A 15,540-nucleotide genomic window follows, 5' to 3' on the forward strand; every position below is an offset into this window, starting at 1 on the left:
GCCTCTGTAGTAGGGGTAGAAGTATTTTTATTTTTCGGCAATATTCACTCAATCAGATGATTTCTCGGCAGGATGACGGATTTTCAGGTTAAATTACTACAAAATATCAGGAGGTATACTTATGAACACACTTTATACACTGCTTATTCTTGCGATAGCGGCAGGGATCATTTACGGTCTGTACTACATGCAGAAAAAGCACATGACCTTCACTAAACGGGTTCTGACTGCACTGGTAGCCGGAATACTTTTCGGAGGTGCACTTCAGCTGCTGCTTGGCACTGGATCGGAACTGATCACATCATCCAATACATGGATCAGTATCATCGGATCTGGCTATGTCAGGCTTCTGAACATGATCGTCATCCCACTTGTTTTTGTCGCCATTTCCACATCAATTGTTAATCAGGATGCCAGCTCTCTAAGAAAGAGCGCTCTGTCCATCATTGTGGTACTGATGCTTACGACAGCTATTTCAGCTGGTCTTGGTGCAGGAATTTCAACAATCTTCGGACTCGATTCCAGCGAAATACTTGCCGGTGAGGCAGAGACAGCCAGAGGTCAGGCTCTGGAAGAGACCCTTGATCAGTTCCAGTCAAAGTCCATCCCTGAACAGATTACAGAAATCATACCGCGTAATGTGTTTTATGCCATGAGCGGTCAAGGTTCTTCAGCTACACTATCCGTCGTATTTTTCGCGGCCTTTCTTGGGATAGCAACAATCGGACTTAGAAGAAAGAAACCAGAAAGTGCTGAAGCATTCACCAAGTTTCTCAATATGCTCCATGATGTCGTCATGAGAATGGTCACCTTGGTATTACGATTCACCCCATATGGTGTATTCGCACTGCTTTCAAGATTTGTCTCGACTTCAAACTTCTCTGAAATATCCAGACTGTTTGAATTTGTAGCAGCATCCTATGTGGCAATCATCATCATGTTCATCATCCACCTGATGATTCTTGTTCTATACAAACTGAACCCTGTAAAATATCTGAAGAAAGCCAGTGTGCCACTTTCCTTTGCATTCTCCTCAAGATCAAGTGCAGGTACACTGCCGCTTAATGTGGAGACCCAGACCGATAAATTCGGAGTTTCCAACGGAGTGGCTAATCTGTCTGCTTCCCTTGGTACGAGCATCGGGCAGAACGGTTGTGCAGGAATCTATCCCGGTATGCTCGCCGTCATGATTGCTGTCGGCACAGGTGTCCCTATGGACGCAGCCTTCTTCATTAAACTGATCATCATTACAGCCATCAGTTCCTTTGGTATAGCAGGTGTCGGTGGTGGTGCTACATTCGCAGCGCTGACTGTACTTTCCTCCATGGGACTACCTGTAGGCCTTGTTGGACTGCTTATTGCCATAGAGCCTCTCATAGACATGGCAAGAACAGCACTGAACGTATCTGGCTCCATGGTAGCTGGTCTTGTAACTGCAAAAAGACTTGGCGAGATCGACATGGATACCTATAACAAGGATTTCGAAGAAATCGAAGAAGCAGTTTAATTAATGATTGTCCTCATTCGTGAAAACGGATGAGGATTTTTTCTGCAGTGATTTTTCATAGTATAATAGAAGTGCATATTACTTTACAAAAAGAATCCCATCCATAATAAGGAGGTGCTAGGAGATGGAAAAAGTCGTTTTTCTGGTTGACATGAATGCCTTTTTTATTACATGTGAAACAAGAAGAAATCCTGAACTGAAAGGGAGGCCAGCCGCAGTAGCTGGTGATCCAATCAAAAGATCAGGCATTATTCTGGCTGCAAATTATGAAGCACGTGCACACGGCATTAAAACAACCATGACCGTCAGTCATGCGATGAAACTATGCCCAGACCTTCTCCTTGTTCCACCAGACCACCAGTATTACGAAGAGATGTCTGAAAAAGTCATGACTTATCTTTCCCGATTCTCTCCTGTAATCGAGCAGAACAGTATTGATGAAGCGTGGATCGACATGTCAGGAACAGAACACCTTTTCGGAGATCCGATGAAAGCTGCCGAAATGATCATGGAAGGGCTAAAGCGGGAACTCCAGTTATGGTGCTCCATTGGCATTTCCAGCAATAAATTCCTCGCTAAGATGGCCTCCGAAATGAAAAAACCTTTAGGAATCACTGTCCTGAAAAAGGAAGACGTGCCACAGAAACTGTGGCCCCTTCCCGTTCAGACTATGTATGGAGTCGGAGCCAAAACAAGAGAGGCACTGAATAAGCTGAAAATCATCACAATCCGTGATTTAGCCTTGTTCGATAAAAATCAGCTTGTTTCCATCTTCGGAAAATCCGGAATCTCCATGCATGAGCATGCAAACGGAATCGACAACGAACCAGTGATCGCCCATTCAAAAGATGATGTGAAGTCCATCGGCAAATCCGTCACACTGAGCAGAGACATTTCAAGAATCGAAGAAGCAAAACTGATTCTCATGAAACTTGCAGATGAAGTTTCAATCCGAGCAAGAAGGAAATCAAAGGAAGGATGCACAGTACAAATTTCCTTGAAATATTCCGATTTCAAGACCATCACAAGGCAATGCACAGTTCCCAGAACCAACCTGTACAAAGAAATTCATCGTGCGGGCCTGGATCTGCTGAAAGATGCCTGGAATGATAAAAAGCCCATACGACTTATCGGTATTGCATTGACCGGTTTTGAGGAAACTGCATCGGGCGAACAGATTTCATTTTTTGATCTGGATACCCAGCATCAGAGCCAGCAGAAAGATCATCAGCTGCAGGAAGCCCTTGATGAGATTCGAAAGAAGTACGGAAACGATATGGTATCCTGGGCATCCCTCATCAGTGATGAAAGAACATGAAAGAAGAGACCTTGAAGCAGAATCACATCACTGCTTCAAGGTCTCTTGGAGTCATTATCTATATACTGTTATGCTTCCTTTTTCTTATATACCAGCATGGCTGCTCCGGCAGTTCCTATTGCTGTCAGAAGGAACGGGAAGGATGCAGGAATTCCAGTTTCAGGTGCTTCAGTTTCTTCCATATCCACTTCCTGAAGTGTGAAGTTTTCCGGTACCAGTACGGTATCAATGACATGAATCACACCGTTGGTGGCTTCGATATCTACTGTTGTGATGTTGGCATCATTGACTTTAGGGTCTCCGGATAAATCAAACTTGACTTTCCCACCGTTAACCGTGTCAGCTTCCAGTCCATCGGTAAGGTCTCCAGACATTACTTTTCCAGCTACTACATGATAGGTCAGGACTTTTGCCAGATCAGGCTGTGCAAGAAGCTCTTCTGCTGTGATGTCTAAAGCTTCAAGAAGTTTTGCGAATGCGTCGTTGGTTGGCGCAAAGACTGTGAAAGGTCCTTCACCCTGCAGTGTTTCAACAAGTTCCGCTTTCTGTAGAGCGCTGACAAGAATACTGAAATCAGGATTACCAACGGCGATATCAACGATGTCATCTGTAGGTTCGGTGGCGAATACAGGAATACTGAACACCAGAAGCATTGCGGCTACCATCAGACTGATTCTTTTTGACATTTTTTTCACTTTGAACAACTCCTATTAATTTAATTAATTTCTTTTGTTTTTCTTAACTGTAACGTTATAATAACACTAACAGAATTCTATGTCACTATATTCTGACAATTTAGCCCCAAAATCACATTTCGTGATTAATCGCATTTTTATCAAATGATAAATTACAAAATGTATTGAAATCGCGCCTATACAGTATACCAATCCGTGATACCGAACATATTCTCAAAGGATTGTCTCCGATAGGAAACCCGATATCCAAAAAGTAATGAGCGTTCTGTGACGAACCTTATCGCATCGCGCAATGAAAACCCACTCCTTTCCTAGTGATTATTTAAATTATATTCAAAAACAGTAAAGCGATGTGCTTGAATTAATGAATGATCAGGCTGGTTTGATCATGATCAATGCCTTAAAAATATCATCATAACAAGAAATTCAAGTAAGCGAAGACTATCCTCATAAGGACAAAGTGCATAAGCAAAGGTTTAAGCTGCTTGATGATCGCAAAGTTTCCTTCCTGTGCGCGTCTTCTATTTGCGAAGTACTGGTCAGAATAAAACCGGTAAAAATGCTTCTAGTATTACGATCTCTTTAACTCAGAGGTAAGCCTGCCACCCGGAGATGATTGTACCCGCATTTACGATACGGACTGAACTGGTATGCCAATCTGTGATGAGTAGAAGTCGGAGATTCATTTTTCTCTGATTTCAGTACGAATAGTTGAACTTAGAAATCAACGTACTGCGGACATCCTTTTCTTTTACCTGGTCTTTCATCTTATGAGTACTTTGAGGTCTCTCATCATTGGAATATCACCCTATACGGTACATAAAGAAGAGACCTTGAAGCAGAATCACATCACCGCTTCAAGGTCTCTTGGAGTCATTATCTATATACTGTTATGCTTCCTTTTTCTTATATACCAGCATGGCTGCTCCGGCAGTTCCTATTGCTGTCAGAAGGAATGGGAAAGATGCAGGAATTCCAGTTTCAGGGGCTACTGTTTCTTCCATATCCACTTCCTGAAGTGTGAAGTTTTCTGGTACCAGTACGGTATCAATGACATGAATCACACCATTGGTGGCTTCGATATCTACTGATGTGATGTTGGCATCATTGACTTTAGGGTCTCCGGATAAATCAAACTTGACTTTTCCGCCATTCACTGTGTCAGCTTCCAGTCCATCGGTAAGGTCTCCAGACATTACTTTTCCAGCTACTACATGATAGGTCAGGACTTTTGCCAGATCAGGCTGTGCAAGAAGCTCTTCTGCTGTGATGTCTAAAGCTTCAAGAAGTTTTGCGAATGCGTCGTTGGTTGGCGCAAAGACTGTGAAAGGTCCTTCACCCTGCAGTGTTTCAACAAGTTCCGCTTTCTGTAGAGCGCTGACAAGAATACTGAAATCAGGATTACCAACAGCGATATCAACGATGTCATCCGTAGGTTCGGCGGCGAATACAGGGATGCTGAATACCAGAAGCATAGCGGCTACCATTAGGCTGATTCTTTTTGACATTTTTTTCATTTTGAACAACTCCTATTATTTTTTTATTGTTTTTCTCTTTCGATGAGGTTATAATAGCACTAATCAAATATGATGTCATTTAATTGCAACAAATTTAAATTTTAATCACGTTATGTGGTTAAATGTAGAAACCGAGGTGATTATTACGAAAAGAAATATAATTGTAACTCTCCTGTCCATTGCAGCGCTGCTGCAGCTTTCTTTATGGATTTACGACATCAATAATGAGAATGCCATGAAAGCGTCAGAAGCTTATTATGATGAGCTGTCACAGTTAAACAGCGCTGCAATTGAGACAGATCTTCCTGAAACGCCAGATGTGAAGCTGGATGTTCAGCCGGAAGAAGCACCCCCCCTATTCCCCACCGGAAACTTCACCTACACGCCAAATCCGGACAGTGCACTCCTAAAGATCAACCCTGACTATGTTGGCTGGATCAAAATCGATAATACAAAAATCGACTATCCGATTGTAAGAGGTTCGGACAACGAGGAATATCTGGATATCAATTTTGACAGAGAAAAGGATGTTCTGGGTTCCATCTTCATGGACTACAGAAACATCGGGATGGGACTGGATCAGCATACCATAATTTATGGTCATTATACTGAGAGAGGCTACATGTTCGGTGATCTACGAAAATATCTTGATTCGGAATTTCTGTCCAGTAACGACACCTTCACTATTTCCACCCCCCAGGGAGAAAAAACCTATCAGATCTTCTCCATGCACATCTCTCCTTCGGAAGGCCCTTTCCTGGAAACGCAATTCAAAGACATTGCTTACACTGATTTTCTCAGCCTGCTGAAAGAAGAGTCCATCGTAGATAGAGACGTAGTTCTCGATGAAAATCTCGACTTGCTGAGTCTCGTGACTTGCAACTATGCTGTAGAAGATGGTAGACTTTTCATTCACGCAATAGAAGTACTTCAATGAAAAATAAAACACCGAAGCGATTCACTTCGGTGTTTTATTCTATTTCTATTGTATAATACTTCTAGGTAATCCTTTTTTTACTTTGATTCGGATTATAAGTATACTAGCATAGGCAGGAGAACACGTATGAAAAACAGAATGACAACCGCCGGTATGATGACAGCCCGATACGCTCTGATTCACGGGTCTTACTGGATGGTCTTTGGTGCAACCTATAACTTCATAACTGTATATCTATTATCAAAGAACTTTGTGAGTCATGAGATTGGACTTATTCTCGCCTTCACAAACATTTTTTCCGCCATTCTACAGCCCCTGGTAGCAGGCTATGCAGATCGCAGCAGAAAAAGCGCACTGAGATATACGACTTCTCTTATGCTGTTCATCTGTCTGTCGCTATCTTTCATCATGGCAGTTTCACCGGACATCATGTTCGTCACCGCATCACTTTATTTTCTTCTCTTGACCGTGATGCTTACCATACACCCCCTGATCAATTCTCTGGGGATGAATTACATCAATGAAGGGATACCACTGAACTTCGGTTTCGCCAGAGGAATGGGCTCCTTGTCCTATGCGATAATGTCCTTCGTACTTGGCGCAGCTGTAGAACAGTATGGCACGGATATTCTGCCTTTCGCCTTTATAATCCTCTTCGGTTTCACCTTCGTGTTCACCATCTCGTTCACTTTGAAAAACAGATCTTCTGAGGATGCGGATGCTTCAGAAAGCGCAGGCACCAGCATTCCATCACATGGTGACATCTCTGCGCTTACCGCAACAGGCTTCATCCTGAAATATCACCGTTTCTCCTTCTATCTCCTTGGTGTGATTCTAATTTTCATAAGTTTCAACATCATCAATATCTATATGATAAAAATCGTTCAGAGTGTGGGGGGAAACGAAGCAACCATGGGTAGTGCCTTTGCCATAGCCGCAATACTCGAACTGCCAGTGATGCTCTCCTTCGCTAAGCTCATCAGTAGATATCATAATACTTCATTACTGAAATTAGCCGGACTGGTTTTTTCTGTGAAGGCATTCATCACACTGATTTCATCCTCTGTCGGGATGATTTTCCTAGCTCAGTCCTTTCAGATGCTTTCATATGCCATATTCATTCCAGGATCGATTTACTATGTGAATCAGGTGATCGAGAAGAAGGATATGATCAAAGGACAGGCCTTTACTACTGCAGCGACAACTCTCGGTGGTGTAGGCGGAAGTCTCATCGGTGGATGGATCTTATCTGCCGCAACGGTCAAACTCATGCTAATTGTCGGACTTGGCATTTCTTTGGCCGGAAGCCTGATTCTTCTGATAACCATTGAAAAGTGAGATCACCGACACCTTAAGCATCTGTGATGATTAGCAAACAACTGTTATGCATTTCACTAAAGACACCTTGATTTCATAGCGAAAGATGATAATATAGAGATTGAGATATTTATAATATTACTTAGTAAATCAAAGAAATATGATAAACCAATTCAGAATATCAGCTTATTTCTTAATAATTTATTAAGTTGTGTTAAGAATATCTACAATAAGCATACAGTTGTGCGTCTATGGCGGCAACCAGTAGCATATCAAAGGAGAATGACAAAATGAACAAAAAACTTACCGTTTTAATCATCTCTGCAATGGCAGTACTTTTCGCAGTAGGTTGTACAACCGAAGAGCAGACTCCAGAAACTCCAGCTGAAACCCCTGTTGAAACACCAGCGGAAACTCCTGCTGAAACACCAGAGGAAACCCCTGCTGAGACTCCAGAGGAATCAGAAATTGCAGTCACATCACTTCTTGAAAGCAGAGAACTCACCGACGAAGAGCAGAACAGTCTTGAAAAAGTAGTTCGTTTCATGAGAACAGTTGATGACACGGTCCAGGTGGCACTATTCGAAATGACTGAAATTGAGGGTGGTTTCAACATGGAACTGGTACTCAAGAACAATTTCGCCGATACCACTGTAGTGGAAGAAGGAACAATAATCTCCGTTTTAAATCAGGAGCAGGAAGCAATTGAAGTCACACTGCCAATGGACATTGAAATTGAGCCAAATGCAGGCGTCCTTTTTGAAACAGAAGTTAAAACTGATCTTCTGTCATCAAGAAGCGATGTATACTTTATAGAATTCAAAGCTGAAGAAGCTGAATAAATCCAAGCTGAAGAAGCTGAATAAATCCAAGCTGAAGAAGCTGAATAAATCCAAGTAGAAAACCTTGACCACTCTGCAGTATCCATGCTGCAGATGGTCAAGGTTTTTTCTGTTCTGATTCAGTTTCAAGTGGATTAATGAACCGCCCAATCCGGCAGATTCCTGGTGTTCACTCCTGTAGCCCTTCCTACGGTTCCGCCAAGTCTTCTCCATACATAGTTGTGGTCACGGTGCGCCCTGCTGAAATCACCGTTTTTCCATCTCTCCAGTATTTCGTATAATTCTTCTTTTATTGCATCCTGTCCTTCTACTCCAGCCAGTTCACTGTACAGCTTGTCAATATTCTCGAGTGTCAGATCTCGATATCCCCACTTTTCATCTGCAATCACCACATTATGAGACATATGATGAATATCAGTATAGATGGAGACCAGGTCTTTGTCTTCTCGCCGACTGATCTCTGAGCTGCTCTCTACAATGGATGTCGTGATGCGCTCAATGGCAGGTTTGTAGTTGTTCACGATCCAGATGCCAGAAAAAAGAATCAGCGCTATCAGGAAGACATATAATCTGTTTCTATTACTCATTCAATCCCTCCAAAATATCCTTATATCTATTGTAACATATATATAAGGATATTTCGGAGGTTGTTATTATATCTTTACAATAAGTTGTCGTATTTCGATCATAGTGGTTCCGATTTTCAGTAAACACCGGTCTGCCACTTTCTTGCATGCATAAAAATACTCCCCGTTGAGACAGAATGCCAATGTTCAATCTGCTACAGGGAGAGCACTTTATGCTGTAGTTATTACTTATTCTAGACTTCTTATTGGAATGAGGATTGTAAATCTGGTTCCCACTCCAATTTCTGAAACCACATCGATTGTCCCCCCCATGGAAAGGACAATATGCTTGACAATGGCCAGACCTAGTCCTGTCCCTCCCATAGCGCGATCTCTCGCTTTATCCACTCTGTAAAAGCGTTCAAAAATTCGACTAATGTGTTTTTCAGGAATTCCTACACCTGTATCTTCGATCACAAGACGTAGATTGTTCTCCTGTTTATCCAATTGAATCCGGACTTCACCGGATTCTTTTGTGTATTTGATCGCGTTATCCACGAGATTCAGGATCAGCTGCTTGTAATTATCCCGATCACCATAAAGTAAAATCGGTTCTTTCTGTGTAAGATTCAGTGTGATGTTTTTCGATTCCGCTTTAGGCAGAAGCAGATGATACACCTGTTCTGTTTCCTTTGCCACATCAATTTCCTCATGTTTAGCGGTTTTGGTCTGTTCGATGGTGGATAAGGTCAGTATATCGTTGATGAGCCTGGTCAGACGCTCACTTTCATCATTGATGATATCCAGAAACTTGTTTCGGGTTTCATCATCCTTCACAAACTTCAGCGTCTCGGAGAATCCTTTGATGGATGTCAATGGCGTTTTCAGTTCATGAGATACATTCGCAACAAACTGACTTCTCATTTTTTCCAGCTTCTTAAGGTCGGTAATATCTTCCAACACTACTACTGTACCAACCTTCGTAACGCGTTCGCCGTATATTTCCGCTGATTTGATGCGAATGTCTTTTCTTATGGGCTTTTCGATACGGACTTCAACCGCATCTTTTTCAGTTTCAAGCATGAATATCAGCTCTCTCAGCTCTTTGATGTCATATATGTTCTTTCCGATGACATCGCCAAAAATGCCGAAAAGTTCTTTGCAGAAAGGATTGATCATAATGATGTGATCCTGATTATCATATGCGAATACGCCGGAATTCATGCTTTTCAATATGGCTTCCAGTCGATTCTGCTTCTCCTGATTTTCCAGAAATGTATTCTCCAGGCGCTCAGCCATGTTATTGAAATTCATGCCCAGCTTGCCCAGCTCAGCATCTCTTCGAATGCTGACCCTTCTTGTATACTCCCCATTGGCAATCCGCTCTGTGGCAAATGTCATTTCATTGATGGGCTCAATCAGGTAATTGGAAATCCTCTGGGCCAGGAAATAAGCCAGTATGATTACAAGAACAAAGGCCACCGCCATATACTTGGTAAACTGGTTCCCCAGGTCCAGAGATCCTGATTCCATAGAACTTCTGATGAATCTGCCGTCAGGAAGCAGCGTCGCAAAGTACACCATCTGAATACCCAGAGATTCAGAGACTCTGACATCGGAACCTGTTCCATAAGAAAATGCATCTACAATCTCTTTTCTGAGCAGATGATTTTCAAAAGTCTCCTTTCCCGATGAATCAAATATCACATTCCCTCTCTCGTCAATCAGCGTCATACGAAAGGATTCATTCGCACTTCTAAGCAACACAATGGGATCAATCCCTGTCGCTTCCATATAATTGATAAGCACTTCATTGTTTGTTTCAAGCTTTTCAGAAACAAGTTCCAGTTTCTGAAGGTTTGAAATGATGAGAAATGCTGACGTAAGAAAGAACATCGCCACAATGATGCTTGCCAGAAAAGTAGTTATGATTCTTCTACTCATAGTTCCAGATCATTGAACCGATATCCGATTCCCCTCACGGTTTCTATATAAACCGGATTTTTATCATCATCTTCCAGTTTCTGTCTTAAATGTCTGATATGGACATCCACAGTTCTTGTTTCTCCGACATATTCGTAGCCCCAGATTTTATCCAGTAGTAGATCCCTCTTCAGAACCTTACCCCGATTCTTGATCAGAATATCAAGGAGTTCATATTCCTTTAAAGTCAGATCCACCTTCACATTATTCTTTGTCACCAGATGCTTGTCATAATCAATTGTCACATCGGAAAAGGAGAATACGGAAGTCTCTTCAAGTTCAGAACCGGTTCTTCTCAGAACTGCTTTGATACGGGCCAGAAGCTCCCTTACAGAGAATGGTTTTGTGATGTAGTCATCTGCTCCTAACTCCAGCCCTAATATTTTATCGATTTCTTCGGATTTTGCTGTAAGCATGATGATCGGAATGTGTTTTGTTGTGTCATCTTTTCTCAGTTTTCTGCATACTTCGAGTCCATCCATCATAGGAAGCATGACGTCCAGTAAAATCAGGGTTGGTTTTTCATTTTTTGCTGCTTTGATTCCATCAACTCCATTATAAGCCTCAACCGCATCATACCCTGCATTTTCAAGGTTATACCGAATAAGCTCCACAATGTGTTCTTCATCATCAATAATCAGTACTTTATCCTTTGTCATAAGATCCTCCACTTGCTTTCTTTTCTCTTTCATTTAACCATAAAGACAAATTCATTACAATTGAATAACTCCCAATTTACCTAGAATTAACGCGAATCTCCCCAGTCCATAAACCCAGAGCTGTCTGGATTAAGCCACATAACAAAAAGTGCCACATATCCTCATTTCTGATTCTATATCGCACATCGTTGTTTATGTTATAGTTTCTTGTTGTTCTTTTTTGATTCGGTCACTTTTTCATTTCCCATCAGATTCTTAATTTCAGTCAGGAAAGTATTGATGTCTTTAAACTGTCTGTATACTGAAGCAAACCTGACATAAGCCACTTCGTCCACTTCCTTCAAACGGTCCATGACCATTTCACCGATTTCTTCGGATGAGATCTCTGAGATCATACTGTTGGAAATAGTTCTTTCAATGTCTGAAGCAATTTCTTCGATCTGAAATCTCGAAACGGGTCTTTTCTGGCATGCTCTAATAAGCCCTACGATAATTTTATTTTTATCGAAGTTCTCGCGACTATCATCTTTCTTCACAACTAAAATCGGGATATCTTCCACTTTCTCAAATGTGGTATATCTCTTACCGCAGGATAGGCATTCACGCCTTCTCCTAATCGCAGAATTATCTTCAATTGCCCTTGAATCGATGACCTTACTCTCCGGAAAAGTACAAAACGGGCATTTCATGGGCTACACCTCAATTACTTATTGTATCTGTTTCTGAGAAATGCTGGAATTTCAAGCTGGTCTTCAGCGGTCTCCAGTTCCTTGTTTACCGCTTCTGATTCCTGCTTGACTTCTTCCTTCACTTCAGCCTTCTTCTCTTCTTCTCTGCTATAGACCTTGACTTCATCAAAACCTGTTGCAATCACTGTGATCTTGATTTCATCCTTCAGCTTCGGATCGATTACAGCACCGAAGATGATGTTCGCATCTGGATCCGCAGCATCCTTGACCACTTCAGCTGCTTCATTGATTTCAAGCAGAGACAGATCATCTCCACCTGTCACATTAAGAAGAATACCGGTTGCTCCATCGATCTTTGTTTCCAGCAGCGGCGAAGAAATCGCCTGCTTCACTGCATCAACGGCTTTGTTTTCACCCTTTCCATAACCGACACCCATATGCGCCAGTCCCTTATTCAGCATAATTGTTCTCACATCATTGAAGTCAAGGTTAACAAGACCATTTTCAGTGATCAGGTCGGTAATACCCTGGACACCTTGTCTCAGAACATCATCCGCTTTATTGAAAGCTTCCTTGAATGTGGTTCTTTTATCCACAATCATAAGCAGTCTTTCATTTGGAATCGTAACCAGGGAATCCACTTTCTCTTTCAGTTTCTGAATACCTACATCGGCATTCTTCATCCTGGTCTTACCTTCAAAGTTAAAAGGCTTTGTCACAACACCGACGGTGAGAATACCCATGGATCTCGCTATATCAGCAACAACCGGTGTTGCACCTGTACCAGTACCACCACCCATTCCCGCGGTGATGAAAACCATATCGGCTCCTTTTAGTGCTGCCATGATTTCTTCTTTTGACTCTTCTGCAGCTTTTTCTCCAATCTCCGGATTTGCACCTGCACCTAGTCCTTTTGTGAGTTTTTCACCAATCTGAATTTTATGAGTGGCATTGGACTGTAGAAGCGCCTGTTTATCTGTGTTAATCGAGATAAAGTCCACATCTCCTAGTCCTTCTGTAATCATTCTATTGACAGCGTTGTTTCCACCGCCGCCACAACCTACTACTTTAATCTCTGCTGGGCCCTGAATCTGAAAATCAAAATCTAACACGATTTAATTCCCCCTTATTTATTAATAATCTTATTTTTAAAATTAATGAACCACTCGCGTATTTTCACGAAAACGCTCTCGTCTTCCAGATAGTCATCATCTGAATCATATCGGTTCTCATCGGCCGTTTCCTGTTTTACATTAAACTGATTCTGATACTTTCTGAAAAAGTCATCATCGCTCATGGTCTCCGTACTTTTTTCATCAACACTCTCATTATCTGATCTGACCATATCATCTATGGCCCCTTTGCAATGAATCGCAGTCAATAAATGATAGGCTAATCCTCCTGATTGAATGTTAAACACACTATCATCCCTTATTATATCAGATGTAACAAAATTTGTGGACTTATTCATGGTAGATTCATACAATTTATTGATATTTGTAAATCCGCACAAGCCGCCACCATAAATCACAACTTTTCTAATGTCTTCATCACTGTTGTACTTATCTGTGAATCTCTCCACAAAGGACATGATCTCTTCCACTCTGGCTTTGATGATTTGTTCAACGAGATTATATTTTTCTTCCTCCAGCGTCAGCTCACCCTTTGCATATCCTTTCTTCACTTCTTCCGCTTCCAGAAGAGAAGTCTTCATGACGATGGCAATATCCCTCGTAATACTCTTGCCGCCAAGATTGATGACATCCGAATCCACCAGCTTATTGTCTTTGAACAGGGATGCTCTCGTCATATTGGCGCCTGTATCGATTAAAATCGCTCCACTCAGAAGATCCCTTTTGCTGAGCAGAAGACTTGAAGCAGCAACGCTCGCAAGTCCTGTACCTGCTACTTTCAGTTTAGCCATGGCCATGGCATCATAGATGGATTCGATATAGTCTTTTTTCGCTGTGACCAGCTGCGCTTTAATATCCAGATGTCTACCTTTTACCCCTAGCGGATCTCTGTAAACTGTATCATCCACATAATATTTGTTCACGATAATATCTACAATTTCTTCACCAGGCTCCAGCGAGATGAGCTGCGCTCCATCAAGCGACTTGTCGATTTCATACTGGGTGACCTCATCACTTAAAACCGATGCATGACCTTGTGTGTCCAACAGCTTTACATATTCAGGCTGAATGCATACAAATGCGGTGTTGATGTTTCTCGAAATCTTCACTTCAAGTTTGCTTATGACTTTTTTGATTGCGCTGCTCAGCGCTTTGATATCTGTAATTCCATTTTTATCAGTTCCCTGGGATTCAACAACGGATCCATACATAAGGGTATTATCCTGCACTGAAGATGCAGATGCTTTTATGTACTGTGTACCGATATCAAGCCCTATTATAAAGTTGTCCGTTTGCACTATGGCATACCTCCCTAAAATTATATATAAATCAATTATACATTCTATTTCTCAATAATTAAAACAAAATTCAGTAATTCACATGTTATTTCACATAATTCATTAAATTCTGTAACTTATGAGTGATTTATCTTCACCAGAGGACTTTCGGTTGCCGCACTGGAGACTTCCGCCACAATATTCACTGAGATGAATGCCTGGGGATCCACTTTTCGGATGAAAAGTTTCAGCTTGATGAAATCCCTCCTGGTAAGTATGGTTAGAATGATTTCCGTATCCTTCCCTGTAAATCCGCCTCTTCCGTTCAGAAGGGTGGCACCTTTCTTCATATCATTAATCAGATACTTCATGATCAGTTCCCTTTTCCCGCTGATGATCATGACTTCTCTGCGATAGGTAATTCCATCAATGACCTTGTTAATGATCTCCCCCGTGAGATACACGGAAAGAAGCTGATATAATCCGATTTCTATGCCGAATACAACCATGGAAAATAGTGTGACGAGAATATCCGTAGCTACGATGCAGTTCACTTGATCCAGATAGGTGAACTTGGAGATGATTTTCCCGATGAGACTTGTTCCACCTATGGAAGCATTTCGGTTGAGTATGATACCGACCCCCATTCCCATGAGTGCACTTCCGAAAATAGTCGCAAGCATCGGGTTGTCTGTCAGCGGTCCATAATACAGGTATTTTTCCATGATGAATACGACAAAGGACAGCCCCAAAGAGGAGAACAGCGTCTTGGCGCCGAAACTTGTGCCAAGAATCATGAACGCCGTAATAAAGAGCATCCCATTGATCAGAATCATGAGAAGCCCGCTGTTTATACCTGTCAGATGATTGACCACAAGAGCTATCCCCTGCGCTCCACCTGCAGCAAGTCTGTTCGGTGTGAAAATATAGACTATGGATGCGGCTGTGAGAATGATTCCAAGAAAAATCAGAACATAATCTTTCAGCTGCGCTTTTTTAAGAAATTTTGTTTCGTTTTTCAAATCTAACCTCATTCTAGAGATATTATCATCTCAATAAATACTATTCTTTAACTAATATAACGCTTTTCTGTAAACATT

The 15,540-nt window shown here is 41.7% G+C and carries 14 protein-coding genes; 5 read left to right on the forward strand and 9 right to left on the reverse strand.

Features of this window, described 5'->3' with window-relative positions; genetic code table 11:
* Window positions 1-121: 121 nt before the first annotated feature.
* The gene (locus tag J3A84_RS00890) at window positions 122-1,507 is read left to right on the forward strand and encodes an L-cystine transporter (RefSeq protein WP_207598113.1); all 1,386 of its coding nucleotides are present in this window, start codon (window positions 122-124) and stop codon (window positions 1,505-1,507) included.
* Between the two features lie 124 nt (window positions 1,508-1,631).
* Complete coding sequence (locus tag J3A84_RS00895) at window positions 1,632-2,825, forward strand: DNA polymerase IV (protein ID WP_207598114.1); 1,194 nt, start codon at window positions 1,632-1,634, stop codon at window positions 2,823-2,825.
* A gap of 68 nt (window positions 2,826-2,893) precedes the next feature.
* Here J3A84_RS00895 and J3A84_RS00900 read toward each other — a convergent pair whose 3' ends face one another.
* Together J3A84_RS00900 and J3A84_RS00905 are read right to left on the reverse strand one after the other, a co-directional pair.
* Window positions 2,894-3,511, reverse strand: a complete 618-nt coding sequence (locus J3A84_RS00900; protein WP_242693939.1) for a fasciclin domain-containing protein — start codon at window positions 3,509-3,511, stop codon at window positions 2,894-2,896.
* Window positions 3,512-4,410: 899 nt separating this feature from the next.
* The gene (locus J3A84_RS00905) at window positions 4,411-5,037 is read right to left on the reverse strand and encodes a fasciclin domain-containing protein (RefSeq protein WP_242693914.1); all 627 of its coding nucleotides are present in this window, start codon (window positions 5,035-5,037) and stop codon (window positions 4,411-4,413) included.
* 136 nt (window positions 5,038-5,173) lie between these two features.
* On the opposite strand from J3A84_RS00905, the gene srtB reads away from it, so the two are divergent.
* The 3 genes from srtB (at window position 5,174) to J3A84_RS00920 (ending at window position 8,133) form a co-directional block, all read left to right on the forward strand.
* Window positions 5,174-5,974: a class B sortase gene (srtB, locus tag J3A84_RS00910; RefSeq protein WP_207598115.1), complete on the forward strand. Its 801-nt coding sequence runs from the start codon at window positions 5,174-5,176 to the stop codon at window positions 5,972-5,974.
* Between the two features lie 126 nt (window positions 5,975-6,100).
* Window positions 6,101-7,312: an MFS transporter gene (locus tag J3A84_RS00915; RefSeq protein WP_207598116.1), complete on the forward strand. Its 1,212-nt coding sequence runs from the start codon at window positions 6,101-6,103 to the stop codon at window positions 7,310-7,312.
* Window positions 7,313-7,581: 269 nt separating this feature from the next.
* On the forward strand, window positions 7,582-8,133 hold the full coding sequence (locus J3A84_RS00920) for a hypothetical protein (protein ID WP_207598117.1): 552 nt from the start codon (window positions 7,582-7,584) through the stop codon (window positions 8,131-8,133).
* A 134-nt stretch (window positions 8,134-8,267) separates the two neighbouring features.
* On the opposite strand, the gene J3A84_RS00925 is transcribed toward J3A84_RS00920, so the two are convergent.
* The 7 genes from J3A84_RS00925 to J3A84_RS00955 form a co-directional block, all read right to left on the reverse strand.
* Window positions 8,268-8,720, reverse strand: coding sequence for a DUF6241 domain-containing protein (locus J3A84_RS00925; protein WP_207598118.1), 453 nt, complete (start codon window positions 8,718-8,720; stop codon window positions 8,268-8,270).
* Between the two features lie 228 nt (window positions 8,721-8,948).
* On the reverse strand, window positions 8,949-10,643 hold the full coding sequence (pnpS, locus tag J3A84_RS00930) for a two-component system histidine kinase PnpS (protein WP_207598119.1): 1,695 nt from the start codon (window positions 10,641-10,643) through the stop codon (window positions 8,949-8,951).
* A complete protein-coding gene (locus J3A84_RS00935; protein ID WP_207598120.1) occupies window positions 10,640-11,341 on the reverse strand; it encodes a response regulator in 702 nt (233 codons plus the stop codon). Before J3A84_RS00935 ends, pnpS begins: the two co-directional genes overlap by 4 nt.
* 197 nt (window positions 11,342-11,538) lie before the next feature.
* Window positions 11,539-12,030, reverse strand: coding sequence for a transcriptional regulator NrdR (gene nrdR / locus J3A84_RS00940; protein WP_207598121.1), 492 nt, complete (start codon window positions 12,028-12,030; stop codon window positions 11,539-11,541).
* Between the two features lie 14 nt (window positions 12,031-12,044).
* Window positions 12,045-13,142, reverse strand: coding sequence for a cell division protein FtsZ (gene ftsZ / locus J3A84_RS00945; RefSeq protein ID WP_207598122.1), 1,098 nt, complete (start codon window positions 13,140-13,142; stop codon window positions 12,045-12,047).
* 14 nt (window positions 13,143-13,156) lie between these two features.
* Window positions 13,157-14,461, reverse strand: a complete 1,305-nt coding sequence (locus J3A84_RS00950) for a cell division FtsA domain-containing protein (RefSeq protein WP_207598123.1) — start codon at window positions 14,459-14,461, stop codon at window positions 13,157-13,159.
* Between the two features lie 116 nt (window positions 14,462-14,577).
* Complete coding sequence (locus J3A84_RS00955) at window positions 14,578-15,462, reverse strand: YitT family protein (RefSeq protein ID WP_207598124.1); 885 nt, start codon at window positions 15,460-15,462, stop codon at window positions 14,578-14,580.
* Window positions 15,463-15,540 lie beyond the last annotated feature (78 nt).

The organism is Proteiniclasticum aestuarii, from assembly GCF_017368455.1.
In the GTDB taxonomy this organism is placed as follows: Bacteria; Bacillota; Clostridia; order Clostridiales; family Clostridiaceae; genus Proteiniclasticum; species Proteiniclasticum aestuarii.

Bases quoted from the DNA above. Each gene is read 5' to 3' on its own strand.
- J3A84_RS00890 (WP_207598113.1), top strand. From the start codon at position 122: ATGAACACACTTTATACACTGCTTATTCTTGCGATAGCGGCAGGGATC.
- J3A84_RS00895 (WP_207598114.1), top strand. From the start codon at position 1,632: ATGGAAAAAGTCGTTTTTCTGGTTGACATGAATGCCTTTTTTATTACA.
- J3A84_RS00900 (WP_242693939.1), bottom strand. From the start codon at position 3,511: ATGTCAAAAAGAATCAGTCTGATGGTAGCCGCAATGCTTCTGGTGTTC.
- J3A84_RS00905 (WP_242693914.1), bottom strand. From the start codon at position 5,037: ATGAAAAAAATGTCAAAAAGAATCAGCCTAATGGTAGCCGCTATGCTT.
- J3A84_RS00915 (WP_207598116.1), top strand. From the start codon at position 6,101: ATGAAAAACAGAATGACAACCGCCGGTATGATGACAGCCCGATACGCT.
- J3A84_RS00920 (WP_207598117.1), top strand. From the start codon at position 7,582: ATGAACAAAAAACTTACCGTTTTAATCATCTCTGCAATGGCAGTACTT.
- J3A84_RS00925 (WP_207598118.1), bottom strand. From the start codon at position 8,720: ATGAGTAATAGAAACAGATTATATGTCTTCCTGATAGCGCTGATTCTT.
- pnpS (WP_207598119.1), bottom strand. From the start codon at position 10,643: ATGAGTAGAAGAATCATAACTACTTTTCTGGCAAGCATCATTGTGGCG.
- J3A84_RS00935 (WP_207598120.1), bottom strand. From the start codon at position 11,341: ATGACAAAGGATAAAGTACTGATTATTGATGATGAAGAACACATTGTG.
- nrdR (WP_207598121.1), bottom strand. From the start codon at position 12,030: ATGAAATGCCCGTTTTGTACTTTTCCGGAGAGTAAGGTCATCGATTCA.